The organism is uncultured Desulfovibrio sp., from assembly GCF_949282365.1.
Taxonomy (GTDB): domain Bacteria; phylum Desulfobacterota; class Desulfovibrionia; order Desulfovibrionales; family Desulfovibrionaceae; genus Desulfovibrio.
This window is the reverse complement of sequence record NZ_CASDOY010000039.1, coordinates 1-19,541: the sequence shown is the minus strand read 5'-3', so window position 1 is coordinate 19,541 and position 19,541 is coordinate 1. Positions and strand designations below refer to the sequence as shown.

Genomic DNA, 19,541 nt, shown 5'->3' with positions numbered 1-19,541 from the left:
CGTCGTGCCGCGCACTGGCGAAGGCTCCCGCCCGGCGTGCATGGGCCCGGCGGCCCCGCGCGTCCGGGAAGGAGGTTGAGAGACTATGAAGACGGATTCAGGATAGACCTGCGTCCCCGCGCTCCTCTCCGGACCCCGGTCCCGCAGGCCGTGCCGGAAAAGCAAAAGGCCGGGAACCCCGGCCTTTCGTTGCAGGATGACAGGCTGCGGCTAGACCCTGGCGGCGGTGCGCAGGTCGGCCACGGCGTCGGTCTTTTCCCAGGTGAACTCGGGCAGCTCGCGGCCGAAGTGGCCGTAGCAGGAGGTCTTGGAATAGATGGGACGCTTGAGGTCCAGACGCTTGGTGATGAAGTAGGGGCGCATGTCGAAGACTTCGCGCACGGCCCTAGTCAGCACTTCGTCGGGGATCTCGCTGCTGCCCTGGGAGGAGACCAGCACGCTCACCGGATCGGCCACGCCGATGCAGTAGGCGATCTGCACTTCGCACACCGGGGCCAGACCGGCGGCCACCACGTTCTTGGCGATGTAGCGGCCCATGTAGGCGCCGGAACGGTCCACCTTGGAGGGGTCCTTGCCGGAGAAGGCGCCGCCGCCGTGATGGCCGCTGCCGCCGTAGGTGTCCTGGATGATCTTGCGGCCGGTGAGGCCGCAGTCGCCCATGGGACCGCCCACCACGAAGCGGCCGGTGGTGTTGATGAAGATCTCGCAGTCCTTTTCGTCGAAGTAGCCGGAGGGCTCCAGCACGGGGCGGATCACATGCTGCTTCACGGCTTCGATGATGTCGGCCTGGGAGGCGGAGGCGGCGTGCTGGGTGGAGACCACCACGTTGTTGATGCGCACGGGCTTGCCGTCCATGTATTCGAAGGAGACCTGGGTCTTGCCGTCGGGGCGGAAGAAGGGCACGGTGCCGTCCTTGCGCACCCTGGTCAGCTGCTGGGAGAGCTGGTGGGCCCAGAAGATGGGGGCGGGCATGAGGGTGGGTGTCTCGTCGCAGGCAAAGCCGAACATCATGCCCTGGTCGCCGGCGCCCTGGTCTTCGGGAGCGGCGCGCAGCACGCCCTGGGCGATGTCCGGGGACTGGTGGTCGATGGAGGAGATGACGGCGCAGGTCTCGGCGTCGAAGCCCATGTCGGAGCTGGTGTAGCCGATCTCGCGGATGGTCTCGCGCACCACATGGGGCAGGTCGGCGTAGCCCTTGGTGGTGATCTCGCCGGCGATGACCGCCATGCCGGTGGTCACCAGGGTCTCGCAGGCCACATGGGCATCGGGGTCCTGGGCCAGCAGGGTGTCCAGGACGGCGTCGGAGATCTGGTCCGCCACCTTGTCGGGATGGCCTTCGGTCACGGACTCGGAAGTGAAGAAATATTTGCCCTTGGTTTGCATTGGTCTGTTCTCCATGGTTCAGTATGGGCCTGCTCCCGCGAAGCCGCCGGGCCGCTGTCGGCGGCGGGCGGACGGCCGGGAGGCGGGCGCGGGGAGGCCGGGCCTTCGTCCGAAGGTCCGGCCCCTGCCGAAAAGCCTTCCTGCCGGGGCGCTAGTCCCGGAGCAGGATGTTGTCGATGAGGCGGGCCTTGCCCATGCGGATGGCGCAGGCCATGAGGGCCGGGCCGTCCACGGTGTCCAGGGGTTCCATGGACACGGGGTCCACCACGCTGAGGTAATCCAGGCGCCCCAGGGTCAGGTGGTCCGCCCAGGTGCAGAGGGCGGCCTCGCGCAGGATCTTGGCGTGGGTCTGGCCCTTCTGGGCCATGTCGCGCGCCAGCTGCAGGCCGCGATGGATCCACGGGGCCTGGCGGCGTTCTTCCTCGGTGAGGTAGACGTTGCGGGAGGAGAGGGCCAGGCCGTCTTCCTCGCGCACGATGGGACAGGTCTCGATGCGCACGGGCACGTTGAGGTCGCGCACCATGCGGCGCAGGATGGCCTGCTGCTGCCAGTCCTTCTGGCCGAAGACGGCCACGTCGGCCTGGGTGAGCATGAAGAGCTTCAGCACCACCGTGCAGACGCCGCGGAAATGCGTGGGACGGCTCAGGCCGCACATGATGCGGGACAGGTCCGGCACTTCCACCCAGGTGGCGTGGTCTTCCGCGTACATGGACGCGGGCTCGGGGATGAAGATGGCGTCCGCGCCGTGGGCGGCGGCGATCCGCGTATCGCGGTCGATGTCGCGCGGATAGGCCGAAAGATCCTCGTTGGGGCCGAACTGGGTGGGGTTCACGAACAGGCTGACCACAAGACGTTTGGCAAGGCCGCGGCCCTGGTCCATGAGCGCCTCGTGGCCGGCATGGTAATAGCCCATGGTGGGCACAAGGGCGATATCCTCGCCGGCCGCGTGCCAGGAGCGGCACTGGGCCGCCAGTTCTTGGGGAGTGGTGAATATCTGCATATCAAGGTATGGTGATATGGTTAGTGGGGCTTCCCTTATACCTGCTGCGGCAGGCCTTGTAAAGTCACAAGCCCCCTCCGCCGCTGCGGAAAAAAGTCCCGTCCTGTCCGGCGCGCCCGGTTGCCTTGGACAGGGGGAACAGGCATAACAGAGGTCGGAGGTTCGCATGCTCAAACCGTTCTTTCAGGGAAAGCTGGATACCTTTTGCGCCATCTACGCCGTGCTCAACGCCCTGCGCCTGACCCACGGCATACAGACGCTCAAGGCGCGCGACATCCTCAACGAGACCCTGCTCTCTCTGGCGGAAAAGCCCGGCGCCCTCAGGGCCGTGCTGGAACAGGATACGGACTACACGCAGCTGGTGGACGACATGCTGCGGTCCTGCCGCCCCCGCTACCCCCTGCTGGTGGAACAGCCCTTTGCCGAAGGGCAGAACGTGCCCCCCGGGGTCTTGTGGGAGGCCTGCCGGGACTGGCTCGCTCCCGGCGGGGGGCGCTGCATCCTGTTCCGCTTTTTGCGGCATCTGACGCCCGAGACCCCGCCCATGAACCGGCACTGGACCTGCGCGGACCGCGTGGACGATGCCGTCCTGCAGCTTTTCGACTGCAGCCGTGAGGAAGAGGCCGTGCTGCACATCGAACGGGACAGCTTCACGACCCGCAGCGCGGACGTGCGGCAGGGCAGGCTGCTGGTCATCCCGCCGCACAGCCTGCGTTTTTTGGCCTTGCCGTGGCGGGTCCACGCCTTCTGATCCCGCCGCCTCCGCGCCCGGGCTCTCTTGCTTCCGGGGATGCTTTCGCCGTCCGCGGCGGACGCGATGATGTCATGCAATTTCTGGTGACAAAGAAAACAGAGACGGATACCCTGTCCCCATGACTGTCCATTCCTTTTCTTCCGCAGCCGGAGCGGCCGCGCCCCTGACGCGCGCCCGTGTGTCCGGCTCTTTGCCGGTGTGGTCCCTGAGCCTGGGCTGTCCCAAGAACCGTGTGGACAGCGAGCACCTGCTGGGCTCGCTGGGCGTGCCCGTGCGCAGCGTGGAACACATGGGCCGGGCGCGTCTGGTGTTCATCAATACCTGCGGCTTCATCGAGCCGGCCGTGCGCGAGTCCATCCGCGCCGTCCTGGACGCCGTGGAGCATCTGGGCCGCTGCAAGCGCCGTCCCCTGCTGGCCGTGGCCGGCTGCATGGTGGGCCGCTACGGCGTGGAGGAGCTGGCCGCCGGTCTGCCCGAGGTGGACCTCTGGCTGCCCACGGACCGGCTGGAGCACTGGCCCGCCATGGTGCGTGCCGCCCTGGGCCTGCCCGAAGCGCCCGCCGCGCCGGGCCGTCTGCTCTCCACGGGCCCGTCCTATGCCTGGCTCAAGGTGGGCGAGGGCTGCCGCCACAAGTGCGCTTTCTGCACCATCCCGTCCATCCGGGGCCCGCTGCGCTCCGTGCCCGCGCCGGAGCTGCGCGAGGAAGCGCGCGGCCTGCTGGCCGGCGGGGTGCGCGAGCTGGTGCTGGTGGCCCAGGACCTGACCTCGTGGGGCAGCGACTTCGACACGCCCCAAAGCCTGCCCCGGCTGCTGGACGAGCTGCTGCCCCTGGACCGCCTGACCTGGCTGCGCCTGCTCTATCTCTATCCCAGCGGCGTCACGCCCGAACTCCTGCGCTACATGCGCGAGGCCGGGCCGCAGCTGCTGCCGTATTTCGACATCCCCCTGCAGCATGCCCATCCCGAGATCCTGACCCGCATGGGCCGCCCCTTCGCCTCCGATCCCCGCCGGGTGGTGGACCGTGTGCGCGAGGCCCTGCCCGAAGCCGCCCTGCGCACCACCTTCATCGTGGGCTATCCCGGGGAGACCGGGGAGCATTTCCGTACCCTGTGCCGTTTTGTGGAAGAGACGCGCTTCCGGCATCTGGGGGTCTTCGCCTATCAGGCCGAGGAAGGCACGCCCGCGGCGGCCATGCCAGATCAGGTGCCCGTGGAGGTGCGCGAGCAGCGCCGCGCCGAGCTCATGGAGATCCAGGCCGAGATCAGCGAGCAGCAGTTGCAGGAGGTGGTGGGCCGGACCCTGCCCGTGCTGGTGGACGCGCCGCATGACGAGTGGCCGGGCCTGCATGTGGGCCGCGTCTGGTTCCAGGCGCCCGAGGTGGACGGCATCACCTATGTCAGCGGCACGGGCGTGGCGCCCGGCGCGCTGGTGCGGGGCGACATCGTGGAGAGCAGCACCTACGACCTGACCGCCCTGGCCTGAGGTCGCGGGGAGGTTTTTCGATCCGGGGCGGCAGGGCCGCCCGCATCCGTGAAAGGCCCCCGGTCTCCGGGCCGGGGGATGGCAGCGCGTGCGCCGTGCGGGGCACGCCCAACGTATGAAGCATGCATCGGAGCAGCGCATGACTACCCCTCTGCAGACGGGAGCCGCCGGTCCCAACCGGGACGGCGGCAGGGAAGACAGCCTGAAGGCGGACGCACAACGCCCCGGCTGGTGGCGGCATTTTGTGGGCCATGAAGACATGGAATGCGTCATCCGGCCCATGCATCTGGCCTTGCTGCTGGACAGGGCCGCCCGGACCCACGGCAACCGTCTGGCCATCCGTTTCCAGAATTTCCAGATGACCTACAGCCGCCTGCATGAGGCGGCGGAACACTTCGCCGAGGCCCTGCGCCTGCGCGGGGTCAGGCCGGGCCAGCGGGTGGCCGTCATGCTGCCCAACATCCCGCAGACCGTCATCGCCTTCTGGGGCATCATGAAGGCCGGGGCCGTGGCCGTCATGACCAATCCCCTCTATATGGAGAAGGAACTGCTGCACCACTTCAACGACGCCGGGGCGGAAGTGCTGGTGACCCTGGACCTGCTCTGGGCCAAGCTGGAGCCCCTGCGCGAACGCCTGCCCCTGCGTCTGATCGTGGTCACGGGCATCGCCGACGGCCTGGCCTTCCCGCTCAACTGGCTCTACCGCATCAAGGCCCGCCGCGAGGGGCAGGTGCCGCAGGTGCCCTACGGGCAGACGATCCTGCGCTGGAAGGATTTCATCAGTGTCCGCGGCCGCTTCAGCGTGCCCACCGACGCGGACCCCGGCGACGCCCTGGCCCTGCTCCAGTACACGGGCGGCACCTCGGGCCAGCCCAAGGGCGCCATGCTGGGCCATGCCTGCATCTCGGCCCAGATGCAGCAGCTGCTGGCCATCCTCCACATGGACTGGGAAAACTGCAAGCCCATGTCCTTCCTGAGCATCATGCCCTTCTTCCACGTTTTCGGCCTGGTGGGCAACATCATCCTGCCCGCGGCCCTGGCCGCCACCACCATCCCGGTGCCGCGCTACACGCCCGCCGACCTCCTGCGCACCATCGCCCGTTTCCGGCCCACCTTCTTCGTGGGCGCGCCTTCGGTCTACATGTCGCTCATGCAGCAGAAGGACATCAAGAAATACGACCTCACCTGTATCGAGATCTGCGTCTCCGGCTCCGCGCCCTTCCCCACCGAAGCCCTGCGCCGCTGGGTCAGCCTGACGCACGCCAGCATCACCGAAGGTTTCGGCCTCACCGAAGCCTCGCCCTGCGTCACGGCCAATCCCCTGGACGGCCCGCAGAAGGAAGGCTCCATCGGCGTGGCCTTCCCGCATACGGAAGTGCGCATCGTGGACATCCACGACAGCAGCCGCGTGCTGGGCCCGCGCGAGGAAGGCGAGATGCTGGTGCGCGGGCCGCAGGTCATGCAGGGCTACTGGAACCGCCCCGAGGAGACCGCCGCCACCCTGAGCGACGGCTGGCTGCATACCGGCGATATCGCCTACTACGACGAGGACGGCTACTACTATATCGTGGACCGCAAGAAGGATCTGGTCATCGTGGGCGGGTACAACGTCTATCCCCGCGAAGTGGACGAGGTCCTGTACGAACATCCCAAGGTGGCCGAAGCCGTGGCCGTGGGCGTCAAGCATCCCACCCGCGGCGAGGTGCTCAAGGCCTACGTGGTGCCGCGGCCGGGCGAAAAGCTGACCACGGCCGAGCTGACGGCCCATTGCCGCGCGCGTCTTGCCAACTACAAGGTGCCGAAGTTCTTTGAATTCCGCGAGGAACTGCCCAAGAGCCTCATCGGCAAGGTGCTGCGCCGCATCCTGCGCGAGGAAGAAGCCGAGCGCGCGTCACGGGGGCAGGCCGACGAGGACCGCCTGCTGCCCACGCCCGGGCAGCCCGCCGCCGCGCCCACCCGCGCCCAGGCCCTGGGCCATCAGGCCGGGGAACTGCTGGAAGACGCGCGGGAGAAGATGGATTCCCTGCGCGGCCAGGCCGGTGAGATGATGGAAGGGGCCCGCCAGAAGGCCGGTGAACTGCGCCGCCAGAGCGGCGAGGTGGTGGGCGGCGCCCGCCAGAAGGCCGGTGAGCTGCTGGGCGAAGCCCGGGACAAGGCCGGGGAGATGATGGAGGAAGCCCGGCAGAAAGCCGGTGACCTGCGCCGCCAGAGCGGCGAGATGGTGGACGGCGCCCGTCAGAAGGCCGGAGCGCTGCTGGGCGAAGCCCGCGACAGGGCCGGGGAGCTGGGCCATCAGGCCGGGGAACTGCTGGAAGACGCGCGGGAGAAGATGGGTTCCCTGCGCGGCCAGGCCGGTGAGATGATGGAGGAGGCCCGCCAGAAAGCCGGTGACCTGCGCCGCCAGAGCGGCGAGATGGTGGACGGCGCCCGCCAGAAGGCCGGAGCGCTGCTGGGCGAAGCCCGGGACAAGGCCGGAGAGCTGGGCCATCAGGCCGGGGAACTGCTGGACAGGGCCCGGGGCAAGAACGGCGGGGACGAAAAGAAATAAGCCGGGGCCCGGGAGGGGCGCTGGGGGGGGGACCGTCCCCGCTCCCTTCCCCGTTCCCTTTGCCCCGGAAAGACCCGAGGCAGGACGGCGGTTCTCCGTCGCCGTCTGGCGTGTCTGACCGCAACAACGGGATGTCGTGACGGCATCCCGTTGTTTCATGGCGCGCCGGGCGGGGGATCGCCGGAGGGGCGGCCTGCGGCCGTTCGGGACAGAGGGCGGCGCCGGGCCATGCGGGCGGGGCCTGCGTGCGTTGACAAGGCGCGCAGCGCCTGCCTATGGTTGGGCATGGCAGCCCGGGAAGCAGGCCTGCGCACGGGCCTGCGGGGCCGGGCTCCAAGCAGCGGAGGTGACGCCATGCGCGACTGGACAGCCACGAGTTTCCTGCAATCTTCCGGCACGTTCTGGGAATGTTTCACGCTCCATGCGGCCCTGGAACTGGACCTTTTCACGCCGCTGGCCGCCGGGCCGCTGCGCGTGGAGGAGCTGGCCGCCCGCACGTCCTGCAGCCTGCGGGGCACGGGCATGATGGTCACGGCGCTCTGCGCCCTGGAACTGTTGCGGCGCACGGAGGACGGGGCCTGCGCGCTGACCCCCTTCGCCCGGCAGTATCTGTGCCGGGACAGCCGCGACTACCTGGGCTACATCGTGGAACATCACAGGCGGCTGGCCCCGTACTGGCTCGATCTGGCCCGGGCCGTGCAGGCGGGCCACAGCCTGCGCCGGCAGGACACCGCGCCCACGGATGACCGGGAATCCTTCCTCATGGGCATGCGCAATGTGGCCAATGCCCAGGCCCACAGGAGCGTGCCCCATATCGACGTGGGCGGCCGCAGCCGCCTGCTGGATCTGGGCGGCGCCACCGGCGCCTATGCCGTGCGTTTTTGCCGCGAGCATCCCGGCATGACGGCCACGGTCTTCGACCTGCCTTCCTCGCGTCCCTATGCGGCAAAGGTACTGGCCGGGGAGGGCATGCAGGAGCGCATCACCTTCGTGGCGGGCGATTTCACCAGGGACGAGCTCCCGGCCGGGCACGACATCGCCTGGCTGTCGCAGATCCTGCACAGCCTGGACCCGGCAACGGCGGCCCTGGTGGTGCGCAAGGCCGGGCAGGCCCTGGTGGACGGCGGCCTGCTGCTCATCCAGGAATTCACGCTGGATGACCAGGGCACGGGGCCGGTGCATCCGGCGCTGTTCAGCCTGAACATGCTGTTGCAGACGCCCGGGGGCCAAGCCTACAGCCAGGGCGAGCTGGCGGCCTTCATGCGTGATGCGGGCGCGGAAAACGTCCGCGTGCTGCCGCTGGATCTGCCGCAGGGCTGCAAGGTGCTGGCCGGGGAGATCAGGCGGCGGCCCGGGGCTCAGGGCGCATGACCTTTTGTTGTGAGGGGGAAGGGAGCCCTTTGCGTTGCTGTCGATGCCCGTAACTTCCTTCGTCGCAACGGGCACGGCCCTTTCGGGCCGCCGTCCGGTCGCGCGTTGCTGTCGATGCCCGTAACTTCCTCCGTCGCAACGGGCACGGCCCTGCGGGCCGCCGTCCGGTCGCGCGTTGCTGTCGATGCCCGTAACTTCCTTCGTCGCAACGGGCACGGCCCTTTCGGGCCGCCCTTTTCGCTGCTTGCGGCAAAAAGGGCTTCCTTGCCCGTCAAATTCCCCCGTCTTCTCCAACCCGTCAAATTTTTAAGAAGGAATGGGGACAAAAGTTCTTTATCATAAAAATAATTTTTATTTCAGCATGTTATGCTGAATATTCCACGGAAGCACAGCCCCGGTGATGGGTCCTGCCCCTGGCCGCCTGTCCCGTGCGGCGATACGGCGTCCCGCCATGCGCACGGCCGCTCCCCGCTGCGGGCAGGACGGAAAAAGATATCCCGCCGGCCTTTTCCTGCGTACAGGGGAAAGGCGGGCGGGATGTTCCTTTGTGCCTGGCGGGGGCTGCTGGCGGGGCCTGCGTCCCGGCGGGCGGGACGGGCAGGGAGGCGGGCGGTGTTCTTGCCGTCCCCGCGCGGAGCGTGCCGCCGGGGCGAGGGACTGACGCCCTGCTCCTCTGGAGCGCGGTGGTCCGGGGAGCCCCGCGGGCCGTTCCGTCCCCCGCCGTCCTGTGCGGCAGACGACCGGAACGGGCCTGCCCTGAACTGTTTGGCGCGGCCGTTGTCGCGGGCGGGGCCGCCGGTCTTTGACGATACCGCCGGGACCGCCGCAGGCCTAGATTTGGACGGCCTGTCCCGGCTTGAGGTCGATGCAGGTACAGCCGGGGGCCACGCGGGCCAGTTCGGTCTTGAAGGCCGTGGTATCCTGGGCCAGCACCGGGAAGGTGCCCCAGTGCATGGGGATCACCTGCTTGCAGCCCAGCAGCTTGCAGGCCAGGGCGGCCTGGCGGGCGTCCATGGTGAAGACGCCGCCCATGGGCAGCAGGGCCACGTCGATGGGGTAGAGGCGGCCCCACAGCTCCATGCCCGAGAAGATGCAGGTATCGCCCGCATGGTAGATGTGTTTGCCGTCAGGGGTGCGGACGATGTAGCCGGCGGGGGAGCCCGACTCGCTGGAATGATAGGCCTGGGTCATGGTGAAGTCGAAACCGGCATGGCTCACGGTGCCGCCCATGTTGAAGCCGATGCCGTTGAGCAGGCGGGACGGCGGCACGCCGAGGTCCACCAGTTTCTGGGCCGTGCCCACGATGGCGCCCAGCATGGCCTTGCTGTTCTGGCAGATGCTGACGGTATCGCCCACATGGTCGGCATGGTCATGGGTGACCAGCACCACGTCCACCGGGCCGATGGTCTCGGCCGTGGTACCGGAAGCGGGCGTCAGGAAGGGGTCCACGACGACATGCTTGTCGTCACAACTGATATTGAAGGCCGAATGGCCGTACCAGAGGATCTGGCTCATGATCGTTCTCCTTGTTGGGGGGCGCCCCAAAATGGGGAAAGAAAGTATAGCGCAAGACTAGGAGACTGTCACGAAAAGAAGCAGGCCTGCCGTGATGCCGGGCGGCGTCGCGCCCGGAAGAGGGGCACGGCCCATTTTCGGGACTGAGGCGGGATGCGCCCGAAGCTGGCAGGGGCAGGGCTTGACAGCGGCACGCCCTTTGCCTAGAAAGACACGTGTGCGCCCGTAGCTCAGTCGGATAGAGCGTTGGCCTCCGGAGCCAAAGGCCGTGCGTTCGAATCGCGCCGGGCGCGCCACAGATTTCAAGCCCTCACGAGGAAAGCCTCGCGGGGGCTTTTTTTGTTATTATGGGCTTCAGCCTGTTGAGCGTCTGACGGGCGCGAAACAAAAAGGAACCCCCCACATAGCCGGGGGTTCTTCATATGCGCCTGTAAGGCTTTCTTACCAGCAGCGCCCTAACAGGCGCTCTTGCGATCTGACATTTGCATTTCTGTTACTTGCGGCCCGTAAACGGGCTCCCTGGGTATGGCAGGCTCAACTGTTTGCCAAGTTTATCCGATTCCAGCTGATGCTTGATGTAATCCTGAATCCTGGCCTTATTCTTGCCTACTGTATCGACGTAATACCCACGGCACCAAAATTCTCGATTGCGGTATTTGAACTTCAAATCCCCAAATTGTTCATAGATCATGAGGCTACTCTTACCCTTCAGATAGCCCATAAAACTCGACACACTCATTTTGGGGGGAATCTCAAGCAGCATGTGGATGTGGTCTGGACAACATTCTGCCTCCACTATTTTTACATCCTTCCATTCGCACAACTTGCGCAAAATTTCGCCAATGGCGCGCTTCTTTTCACCATAGAACACCTGGCGGCGATATTTAGGCGCAAAAACAATGTGATATTTGCAGTTCCACCTTGTGTGGGCTAAACTTTTGGCGTCACCCATCGTGACCTCCTTTTGATTTGTTGACTCGCAGTTGCCAGACCGCGAGACTTTTTAACAAATCAAAAGGAGTTTTACTGACATGGGCAAAGCTGTAAGCTTTTTGGAACCCCCGCCTAGCGGGGGGGGCTCCATACAAAAAACCACCCGCTATGCGGGTGGAGATATATATTATACATACAAAAACACCTTTCCGCTACGATGAGGTTGTTCAAGCCCATCGCAACATTGACGGAAAGGTGTTTTTATTATGGGAACCAAGGCTTCTTGCCTAACGCATATAAAGTGGTTGTGCAAGTATCATATGGAAGAAAAATAAGCTTCGCACAGCTCCGTGAAAATATCAAATATATAGGGGTTGAGATTCTGGAAGGTCATCTGATGCCGGGTCATGTCCACTCCGGTGTCCGTTCGCGGCACGCGGACTGACGCCGGAGTGGGCTCTGGGTCAAGGCAGCATCCAGCGCAAGGGACCGGCCTGCAACCAGGTCAGAACGCAGATGCAGACCGTCATGGCCAGGCTGTGCGGCAGGGCGAAGCGGAAGAGGTTGCCTTCCTGTCCCACCATATTGGTGGCTGCCGTGGCCACGCTGATGGACTGGGGCGAAATCATCTTGCCGGTGACGCCGCCCGAGGAGTTGGCCGCCACGGCCAGTTCGGGATACATGCCCACCACTTCAGCCGTGGAGCGCTGCATGCCGCAGAAGAGCGCGTTGGAGGACGTGTCCGAACCTGTCAGGAACACGCCCAACCAGCCCAGTAAGGGGGCGAAGAGCGGGAAGAAGCCGCCGGTCATGGTAAAGGCGATGCCCAGGGTGGAACTCATGCCCGAGTAGTTCATGAGGTAGGCCAGGCCCAGAATCATGGCGATGGTCAGAATGGGGAAACGCAGCTGATAGACGGTGCGGAAGAAGCAGGATACGGCCTTGCCGAAGGAATAGCCCGGCATCAGGGGCACGGAGAAGAAACCGGCCAGCAGAATGGCCGTGCCGCCCGCCGAAAGCCAGTTGAAAGTGAACTGGGCCGCGTAATTGGGGTCCTTGCCCGCCGCGAGAATGGGTGCAGCCTTGTGCACCATACCGTCAACCCCGGGCCAGCCAAAGGTGATGACCGCGCCGGGCACGGCGTTCAGCATGCTCTTGAACTGGGGCAGCCCCCAGAGGAAGACCATCACGGCCAAAATGATGTACGGTCCCCAGGCACGCAGCACCACGCCGACGGAAGGCGCGGCGCCGCCTTCGGCCACAGCGGTTTCGCCATCGAAACGCCAGACGCGTGCGGGCTTCCACACGCGCAGCAGCACCACCAGACCGATGATGGCGACGATGGCGGACATGATGTCAGGCAGAGTCGGGCCGTGGAAGTTGGAGAAAACGAACTGCGAACCGGCAAAGCAGACGCCGGCCACGATAATGGCGGGCAGCACTTCCAGCGAACGCTTGAAGCCACACATGACCACGCAGAGCCAGAAAGGCACGATGACCGACAGGAAGGGCAACTGACGGCCCACAATGGCGCTGATGGTCATATCCGAAAAGCCGGAAACCTGCCCGGCCACAATAACGGGCACACCGATGGCACCGAAGGCCACCGGGGCGGTATTGGCGATCAGGCAGATGCCGGCGGCGTACAGGGGCTGAAAGCCCAGGCCCACCAGCATGGCGGCGGTAATGGCCACGGGCGTGCCGAAGCCCGCCGTGCCTTCAATAAAGGACCCGAAAGCGAAAGCGATAAAAATGGCCTGCAAACGGCGGTCGTCGGTGAGGCGGGCCAGGGACTGCTTGAGGTATTCAAATTCGCCTGACTCCACGGTCATGTTATAAACCCAGACCGCCGTGACCACGATCCAGACAATGGGGAAAAGCCCGAAGGCCGCGCCGTAGATGAAGGAGCTCACCGCCGTGCCGGCGGGCATGCCCCAGACGAAAATGGCCAGCGCGAATGAAAGCGCCACGGCGGCGGCGGCGGCGTAGTGTCCTTTGGCGCGGCGCACCGCCAGCATGTAGAAAAGGGCAATGAGGGGGATGCCGGCCAGCAGGGCGGAGAAAAGCGCACCGCCTGCCGGGTTATAAACCTGTGTCCATGTCATGTGGGCTCCTTTTTTTATTGGCGAACGGACAAACGGGATTTTCAGGCTCCGAACCTGAAACCCCCGGCAACGAACAGCGCACCCTGGTGGAGGTGCGAACTCCACCAGGGTGCGCTGTTCGTTGCCCGGGGATGCAGAGGACGCGCCTCACGGGGTAGGGACAAAAATTTCCCTGTTTCTTTATAGTCTTTTTTTTTTATCGAAGTCAAACAGGGGAAAGCGCCCACGACCGCCCCCAACGGCCATCCGCGGATACTTTTTGCCCGCTGGGATGCGCTGGGGAAGGGACGTTCGCGGGGGAGCCTCTGCTGATGCGCGGGATGGCTCCCCCGCAAAAGACGTTGGATCTGCACGGACTGGCCGGACAGCAGGTCGATGCGGATACAGCCGGGAGCCACGCGGGCCAGTCCGGCCTTGAAGACGTCCGCATCCCGGGCCAGCACCGGGAAGGTGCCCCAGTGCATGGGATGACTTGCTTGCAGCCCAGCAGTGTGCAGGCCAGGGCCGCCCGGCGGACATCCATTGTTAGCCCTGCTGGGTATTGAACAGCACGTCGAGATCCTCGCTGCGGAACCGTAGCGGCTCCCGGCCGCTGGGCAGCGAGAAGGTGGCGCTCACGTTGACGCCGGAGGAGGCGCGGGGCCCCAGACCGGCATCGATCTTCTGGAAGCAGAGTTCGACATGGATACGGTACGAGCCGTCAGTATGCCGGATGACCTCGATGGGCAGGCTGTTGGCGAGGGCCCGCGCCTCAAGGGTGTTGATGCGCGTGATCTCGCCGGCGGTGGCCGGGTCGCTCGTGAGGATCGTCAGGATGTCGCCGCCGCAGGCCTGATGCAGCGGGCTGCAGATGCGCCCGGCTTCCTCTGCGGAAGGGAACATGGCGATGAGGGCGTCCAGCTCCCGTTCCAGCCAGGGCAGGTTCTGGAGGCTGTTCCCGCCGCCGATCCTGAGTCCGTTGACGGTGATGCCGCTTCGGACGAAGTCCTTGAGGAACTGGTCGGAGAAGCAGTTGCACTTGCGGACAAGGTCGGGAGAGGGATCGGCATGCGGGGGCAGGGCCGAGGCCCCGTTGCCCGGAGGAGTGGACCGGACAGAGAGATCGAGGCCGTCGGCCAGCTTTTGCCGGGCGGCGGCCATGTCGAAGGCCTGGCCCCCGGGCAGGGTCAGGCCCAGGCCCTGGGGCACGAAGCGGCGCGCTTCGGCCATGCGCATCTGGCCGAGGCCGGGAGCGTGGGTGAGGAGGTCGTCGTAGGCGTTGCTTTCCGAGGACTGGACCAGGGTCTCCAGGACGTTCATGAGCAGGAGCTCGTTACGGGAACGCAGGCCCATGTCGGCCTCCTGGGCAAGCTCGCGGCGCAGGGCATGCACGGGGCATCCTCCGGCCAGGGCCCGGTGGGCTGCGTGGTCGGCGGCATCGCGGGCAGCGATGCGCCCGGCCAGGTCAGGCGGCAGGGGCTGCCTCTGCCTGTTGAGCTCCCGGGCATGTTCCTGCTCGTCCTCGCTCAGGGGCTCCAGATTGCCGAGGGCCAGCATCCTGCACGCGGCCTGCGCCGTCAGCTGCCGGACCAGGCCGGCTTCCGGGCCGCCCTCGATACCGGGCCGCAGCATGCCGTCCGGCTGTGTGACGGCGGCGTGCATGGTCTGGGCATAGGTATCGAAGTCCCTCTTCAGGGCGGCGGCGCCGGCTTCGCCCTGCGTCAGGGTGCGCAGGAACTGGGCCGTATCCACGACGGCGTCGCAGATGGCCTGCGCCATGGCCGCGTTCACGGGCCTGGAGGCGTGCAGGATCACGTCCTGCAGGATGCGCTTGCCATCCCGGGGCAGGGCCTGGGCGTGTTCCACCGTATCCAGGGCCCCCACGAAACTGTTGATGACGTTATCGGCCACCGTGGCGGCTTCTGCCAGGGTGGGCTGGTGCATGTTGTTGCTGTCGTTCAGGCAGCGGGCGGTGAGCTTGTCATGGATGGTCTGGACCAGGGCATCACGGGTGGCGGGGCTGATGGCGCCGGTGATGTTCCTGGCCCGCATGGCGGCGTCCAGACGGGCCATGAAGCCGTTGGGGCCCTCGCCGCTGACCTGCCCCGCCATGGCCGCGATGCCTGCCTTGGCTTCCCGCAGGGTCTGCATGCGGACGCTCTCGGCAAGGGCGTCCAGGCTTTCGGCCGGTGTCAGCGAGTGGTCGGCGCGCCGGGCCCCGGCTTCCAGATCGCGCAGGGCGACGTCCCGATAGGTCTGGAGCTGCTCCGCCGTGGCCGGGGGCAGGCCGAAGCGCTGGCGTCGTGCGGCCATCTGTGCTTCCAGCTCCGAAGGCGAGCCGTCGGCATGGGGGGCGCAGAATCTCTGGAACTGGTCCCGGACATTGATGAGCCGGCCCTCCAGACGGGCCGTATCTTCCGCCGTCTTGATACGGATGACGTCCTGCAGCACCCGGGCCGCATCGCGTCCGCTCAGGGGGCGGCCGGCGGCCAGCCTGTCGGCCAGGCTCTCCCGGGCGATGTCCGCGAAGTAGTCGCCCAGATCGTCGGTCTGCCGGATGGTATGGATGAGCCTGGTCATGACGTCGCGGTTGGCCTGGGCGGCGGCGTCGCTGTGGCGCGAGCGCACCCAGTTGACGAAGCGGCCCGCCAGCGAGGAGGTGACCGGGGCGATGGCGCCCTGTCCGGTGGTGCCCAGGTGCGCGCTGCCGATGGTGTTCAGCTGCTGGGCCATGTGGCTGAGATCGCTGATCTTCATAGTTTGTCCTTGGTGGTTTTCGGGTAAGGGCTGCCTCAGATCTTCAGCATGCCGTCGTTCCAGCCCGCTTCCGCGGCGGTCCCGGGTGCGGCGGCCTGCTCCCGCAGCTGCGTGACGGAAGCGCGCAGGGACTCCACCGAGTCCACATGACGGCCGATCTGGCGGTCGAGGACGGTCTCGTCCAGATGCTCCAGCGGCAGGCGGCGGGTATAGGTCACGGCGTCGAGCAGGGGCTCGATGCCCAGCACGCCGCCGTCCGTGCCCTTGAAGAAGCTGTCCAGCTCCAGCAGCAGGCCGTAGAGCGCCAGCTTGTCGGCATCGCCTTCCGGCAGGCCGCATACCCGGCTGTACAGGTAGAGGGTATCGTCGTTTTCGCCGCATTCAAGAGTGACCGTCACCTCGTCGAACTGGAGCGTGCAAACGCCGTTCTCTGTCTCAAGGCCGTCTATGCCGATGTTGGCACCGAATTTTGCAATGATGTTGGCAATGCTTTGCATATGCCCTCCTGTTTTGTACTGGTGTTGCAAAAGATAGACCAGGATGCTTGTCCCTGTCCATGCGCCGTGCGCCTGCGGGCCGGGCTGGCCGGAGGCCATGCGTCCCGGCGACGCGCGTCAGGCAGGTGCCCGCAGGGCGATACGTCCGCGCGGCGAAAACTCTATGGGAGGCCTTCCCCGGCAGGCAGGGCGGACGTGCGTTCTGCCCAAGAAGGCGACGCTTGCCGTGCGGCGGCAGGAGCGGAGAGAGGGGAGGGAGAGACGAGCACGAAAAAAGCGCCCTGCAGGTGCAGGGCGCCTTGCTATGGCGGAGCGGAAGGGACTCGAACCCTCGGCCTCCGGCGTGACAGGCCGGCGTTATAACCGTCTTAACTACCGCTCCAAATATGGCGACGGGAGTGTCTCCCGCATGTTTTTCAAAAAAAGCGCACCGTTTGCACAGTGCGCTTTTTCCGCAATTATGGCGGAGCGGAAGGGACTCGAACCCTCGGCCTCCGGCGTGACAGGCCGGCGTTATAACCGTCTTAACTACCGCTCCGTGGTGGTGGACAGTACAGGACTTGAACCTGTGACCCCCGCCGTGTGAAGGCGGTGCTCTACCAACTGAGCTAACTGTCCTTGCCCTCTCGGACAAAAGTGTTTGTACGGGAAAGGCCCCTCATGGTCAAGGAAAAAATCAAAAAAGGTGGAAAATTTTTGTTTTTTGAGCATAATCTACTGGAATAAATAGATATTATTTCAGTATTTATTCCTGATAAATGGCCTTGCAGTCCCGTGGGGGCGGTGGTAGGTAAAAACACACTTCACTGCAGGGTGGTAAAGATGATGCTTTCCTGTTCCCGGCAGGGCCGTGGGCCCGCTGCCGGTAAAAATCGTGCCGCGTGTCTTCTGGCGCGCGCGGGTATGCTGGGGCTGCTGTGGGTCCTGCTCCTGCTGCCGGGCTGCGCCCAGGCCGTCCCCGGGGAGACGGCCGCGGCCCCGCTCCATGCCCCGGCGGCGCGTGCGCATTCCGTTTCCCTTTCCGGCTCCCTTCCCAGGGCGCTGGAACAGCCGCCCCTGTCCGCGCTGGTGGTGCACGACGCCACCACGCGCCAGTGCCGGGTCTATGACGGCGTCAGGATCATCGACCAGCCCATGCAGGAGAACCTCTGCGCCCTGAGCTTCGACGACGGCCCGTCGGCCAATACGCCGCAGATCCTCGACATCCTCGCCGCGCACAACATCCCGGCCACTTTCTTCGTGCTGGGCAAGAATGCCGAACGCCACCCCGATCTGGTGCAGCGCATCCATGACGAGGGGCACGAGATCGGCATCCATACCTTTTCCCATCCCAACCTGCGCCACCTCAACCTCGTGTCCCAGAGCGAGCAGATCGGCCGGGTGCAGCGCTTTTTGCGCTCGCTGGGCATCGAGGCCCGCTTCCTGCGGCCGCCCTACGGTTCGTTCAATGACGTCACCCTGCAGGCCGCCGGGCAGCTGGATCTGCAGGTGGTCCTCTGGTCCCTGGACAGCGAGGACTGGCGCGGCGTGCGCGAGGACTACTCCGCCCTGGTCAATACCCGGGGCCGGCGCTACACCGACAACGACCTGCGCGGCATCTTCCTGTTCCACGATACCGTACACGGCACGCTGGAAAACCTGCCGCGCATCATCGCCCAGCTGCAGGCCGGAGGCTGCCAGCGCTTCGTGACGGTCAGCGATTTTCTGGACGGCAGTCTGGACCCCGAGCCGCCCCTGCTCATGGCCCGGCGCGTGACGCGGCCCCTGCCTGACGGCCGCGCCGTTGGGCAACTCCTTCACACCGGGTCCCTTGGCCTTGGGTGGGCCCGCATCTGGCTTGCCGATATCGCTGGTCTGCTTGTATGGGGTGCCGGTCGCCCCCTTTGGGCGCACAGCGTTCGTGACCTGAGGGTTGGCTGATGGGATGGATGCCGTGCTCTTGGGGGCGGGCGCGGAGGAGCCGGCCTCCTGCGCATCCTGTGCGCCCTGTGCACCACCGCCCTGGTCCGCATACGACGGCGTGAGCGATATATTGTCGTCCTTCTTCTTGGGCATATCACTCGGATGGTCCGTCTCGTTCAAAAAGGATACGCGGGGCGGGTGCGGAGGAAGGCGGAGACATCGGATGAAGAACCTCCCTCCTGATGAGACGAAGACTGCCGAGCTCATGGCTCTGACCGCCCCGCTGGAAAGTGTATTATCAGAGTAGTATTTAGGATTTGCACCAGATGGGCGACAGGAGCTTGGCCAGCATGTCCCCTATCCAGTACAGCTTCTTCCTGCGGCGGTAGGCGCGGAAGTGCGCGTTGTGGGCATCGTTCTCGAGGTCCTCGTTGTAGGCGTTGGCGTGTGAGAGCTCATGCCAAAGCACGCAGGTCTTGAAGAAGTCGGGAGCCCTCCTCATCCCCGTGTCGAGGAATATGGTGCTGCGACCGGTCCACACGTTCGCGGCGTCCAGATATTTTGTGTACCTGCACAGCCCCATCGTGTAGCCGACCTTGGCGCTCCCCCCGAGCTCCTCATACCCGCCCCAGATGATGTCCCCCGGGACCTTGTACTCGACCTGCCACTGTCTCAGCAGGGCGTCGGCATCGAACATCCCTGACCTCCGTGATGTTGAGGATATTGACATGATGGCTCATGTTGTCATCATCGACGACGTACATCATGATATCCTGCGTCCCGTGCTTGGCGTTGATATTCCTGCCGACATTGAACGCACTGTCCCTGACGCGGATGCCCGACCCGTCGGACAGCCTGATGAGGCACCTGTTGTTCAGGGACATCATTCCAGCCTCATCTCCCCGACGGTGCGGTACATCCTCGGAATCTCCGACTCGGTGAGCTCGTACACCGCCAGCAGATAGTGCTCGCCGTCGAGGTCCATGCGCTCCTTCCACAGCTCCCAGCCCTTCTGGAGCTCGATTTCGCCGATGTCGACGATGACCGCCCTCCACATGTGCCTGCCGTCCTGTTTGAAGCGCACGAGTGTGGGCAACGCGCTGCGCTGCTTGGGCACGCCGAGTATCTCCTTAAGAGCCTTCATGACCTCGGCGCGTGTGTCGGTCGGCTCCGGGATGGGCCTCCCCTCGAAGGGGACGAAGTCCTCCTCGGCCCTCTCGGCCTCAGGCTCAGGCTCGGGCTCCGGCTCCGCAGGAGCCTTCTCCGCCTCCTTCCCCTTCTCCAGCTCCTTCGGCTCGTCCTCGGGCTCCGCAG

General features: G+C 65.6%; 13 protein-coding genes, 4 tRNA genes and 2 pseudogenes. 7 read left to right on the top strand and 12 right to left on the bottom strand.

What is annotated here, in order from left to right:
* Positions 1–210 precede the first annotated feature (210 nt).
* Positions 211–1,383, bottom strand: a complete 1,173-nt coding sequence (metK, locus tag Q1X76_RS07795; protein ID WP_300719095.1) for a methionine adenosyltransferase — start codon at positions 1,381–1,383, stop codon at positions 211–213.
* 151 nt (positions 1,384–1,534) lie between these two features.
* The gene (panC, locus tag Q1X76_RS07790; RefSeq protein ID WP_300719093.1) at positions 1,535–2,383 is read right to left on the bottom strand and encodes a pantoate--beta-alanine ligase; all 849 of its coding nucleotides are present in this window, start codon (positions 2,381–2,383) and stop codon (positions 1,535–1,537) included.
* A gap of 166 nt (positions 2,384–2,549) precedes the next feature.
* Here panC and Q1X76_RS07785 point away from each other — a divergent pair, with 166 nt between their 5' ends.
* The 4 genes from Q1X76_RS07785 (at position 2,550) to Q1X76_RS07770 (ending at position 8,539) form a co-directional block, all read left to right on the top strand.
* Positions 2,550–3,134 (top strand): hypothetical protein, encoded by a 585-nt coding sequence (locus tag Q1X76_RS07785; protein ID WP_300719092.1) that lies wholly within the window; start codon positions 2,550–2,552, stop codon positions 3,132–3,134.
* Positions 3,135–3,255: 121 nt separating this feature from the next.
* Positions 3,256–4,620, top strand: a complete 1,365-nt coding sequence (rimO, locus tag Q1X76_RS07780; protein WP_300719091.1) for a 30S ribosomal protein S12 methylthiotransferase RimO — start codon at positions 3,256–3,258, stop codon at positions 4,618–4,620.
* A 139-nt stretch (positions 4,621–4,759) separates the two neighbouring features.
* Positions 4,760–7,168 (top strand): AMP-binding protein, encoded by a 2,409-nt coding sequence (locus Q1X76_RS07775; RefSeq protein WP_300719089.1) that lies wholly within the window; start codon positions 4,760–4,762, stop codon positions 7,166–7,168.
* Between the two features lie 354 nt (positions 7,169–7,522).
* Positions 7,523–8,539, top strand: coding sequence for a methyltransferase (locus Q1X76_RS07770; RefSeq protein ID WP_300719087.1), 1,017 nt, complete (start codon positions 7,523–7,525; stop codon positions 8,537–8,539).
* Between the two features lie 831 nt (positions 8,540–9,370).
* Here Q1X76_RS07770 and Q1X76_RS07765 read toward each other — a convergent pair.
* Positions 9,371–10,057 (bottom strand): metal-dependent hydrolase, encoded by a 687-nt coding sequence (locus tag Q1X76_RS07765; RefSeq protein ID WP_300719097.1) that lies wholly within the window; start codon positions 10,055–10,057, stop codon positions 9,371–9,373.
* Positions 10,058–10,273: 216 nt separating this feature from the next.
* Here Q1X76_RS07765 and Q1X76_RS07760 point away from each other — a divergent pair.
* Positions 10,274–10,350 (top strand) — tRNA-Arg (locus Q1X76_RS07760).
* A 197-nt stretch (positions 10,351–10,547) separates the two neighbouring features.
* Here the strand turns inward: Q1X76_RS07760 and tnpA are convergent.
* Positions 10,548–11,006 (bottom strand): IS200/IS605 family transposase, encoded by a 459-nt coding sequence (gene tnpA, locus Q1X76_RS07755; RefSeq protein WP_300719086.1) that lies wholly within the window; start codon positions 11,004–11,006, stop codon positions 10,548–10,550.
* Between the two features lie 247 nt (positions 11,007–11,253).
* On the opposite strand from tnpA, the pseudogene Q1X76_RS07750 reads away from it, so the two are divergent.
* Positions 11,254–11,402 (top strand): annotated as a pseudogene (locus Q1X76_RS07750) (IS200/IS605 family transposase); the annotation flags it as partial.
* Between the two features lie 49 nt (positions 11,403–11,451).
* Here Q1X76_RS07750 and Q1X76_RS07745 read toward each other — a convergent pair.
* The 6 genes from Q1X76_RS07745 to Q1X76_RS07720 form a co-directional block, all read right to left on the bottom strand.
* A complete protein-coding gene (locus tag Q1X76_RS07745; protein WP_300719084.1) occupies positions 11,452–13,092 on the bottom strand; it encodes a lactate permease LctP family transporter in 1,641 nt (546 codons plus the stop codon).
* Between the two features lie 525 nt (positions 13,093–13,617).
* A complete protein-coding gene (locus Q1X76_RS07740) occupies positions 13,618–15,828 on the bottom strand; it encodes a hypothetical protein (protein ID WP_300719082.1) in 2,211 nt (736 codons plus the stop codon).
* Between the two features lie 35 nt (positions 15,829–15,863).
* Positions 15,864–16,325 (bottom strand): CesT family type III secretion system chaperone, encoded by a 462-nt coding sequence (locus tag Q1X76_RS07735; RefSeq protein ID WP_300719081.1) that lies wholly within the window; start codon positions 16,323–16,325, stop codon positions 15,864–15,866.
* Between the two features lie 305 nt (positions 16,326–16,630).
* A tRNA-Asp gene (locus Q1X76_RS07730) sits at positions 16,631–16,707 on the bottom strand.
* Between the two features lie 79 nt (positions 16,708–16,786).
* Positions 16,787–16,863, bottom strand: a tRNA-Asp gene (locus tag Q1X76_RS07725).
* 4 nt (positions 16,864–16,867) lie between these two features.
* Positions 16,868–16,943: transfer RNA gene (locus tag Q1X76_RS07720), tRNA-Val, on the bottom strand.
* Between the two features lie 285 nt (positions 16,944–17,228).
* Here Q1X76_RS07720 and Q1X76_RS07715 point away from each other — a divergent pair.
* Positions 17,229–18,245 (top strand): polysaccharide deacetylase family protein, encoded by a 1,017-nt coding sequence (locus Q1X76_RS07715; RefSeq protein WP_300719080.1) that lies wholly within the window; start codon positions 17,229–17,231, stop codon positions 18,243–18,245.
* 292 nt (positions 18,246–18,537) lie between these two features.
* On the opposite strand, the gene Q1X76_RS07710 is transcribed toward Q1X76_RS07715, so the two are convergent.
* Positions 18,538–18,924, bottom strand: a complete 387-nt coding sequence (locus Q1X76_RS07710) for a hypothetical protein (protein ID WP_300719079.1) — start codon at positions 18,922–18,924, stop codon at positions 18,538–18,540.
* 186 nt (positions 18,925–19,110) lie between these two features.
* Positions 19,111–19,541: pseudogene (locus Q1X76_RS07705) on the bottom strand (hypothetical protein); the annotation flags it as partial.

What these genes read in the sequence shown, in the direction of transcription:
- metK (WP_300719095.1), bottom strand. Translation starts at nt 1,383, where the DNA reads ATGCAAACCAAGGGCAAATATTTCTTCACTTCCGAGTCCGTGACCGAA.
- panC (WP_300719093.1), bottom strand. Translation starts at nt 2,383, where the DNA reads ATGCAGATATTCACCACTCCCCAAGAACTGGCGGCCCAGTGCCGCTCC.
- Q1X76_RS07785 (WP_300719092.1), top strand. Translation starts at nt 2,550, where the DNA reads ATGCTCAAACCGTTCTTTCAGGGAAAGCTGGATACCTTTTGCGCCATC.
- rimO (WP_300719091.1), top strand. Translation starts at nt 3,256, where the DNA reads ATGACTGTCCATTCCTTTTCTTCCGCAGCCGGAGCGGCCGCGCCCCTG.
- Q1X76_RS07775 (WP_300719089.1), top strand. Translation starts at nt 4,760, where the DNA reads ATGACTACCCCTCTGCAGACGGGAGCCGCCGGTCCCAACCGGGACGGC.
- Q1X76_RS07770 (WP_300719087.1), top strand. Translation starts at nt 7,523, where the DNA reads ATGCGCGACTGGACAGCCACGAGTTTCCTGCAATCTTCCGGCACGTTC.
- tnpA (WP_300719086.1), bottom strand. Translation starts at nt 11,006, where the DNA reads ATGGGTGACGCCAAAAGTTTAGCCCACACAAGGTGGAACTGCAAATAT.
- Q1X76_RS07745 (WP_300719084.1), bottom strand. Translation starts at nt 13,092, where the DNA reads ATGACATGGACACAGGTTTATAACCCGGCAGGCGGTGCGCTTTTCTCC.
- Q1X76_RS07740 (WP_300719082.1), bottom strand. Translation starts at nt 15,828, where the DNA reads ATGAAGATCAGCGATCTCAGCCACATGGCCCAGCAGCTGAACACCATC.
- Q1X76_RS07735 (WP_300719081.1), bottom strand. Translation starts at nt 16,325, where the DNA reads ATGCAAAGCATTGCCAACATCATTGCAAAATTCGGTGCCAACATCGGC.
- Q1X76_RS07715 (WP_300719080.1), top strand. Translation starts at nt 17,229, where the DNA reads ATGCTGGGGCTGCTGTGGGTCCTGCTCCTGCTGCCGGGCTGCGCCCAG.
- Q1X76_RS07710 (WP_300719079.1), bottom strand. Translation starts at nt 18,924, where the DNA reads ATGTTCGATGCCGACGCCCTGCTGAGACAGTGGCAGGTCGAGTACAAG.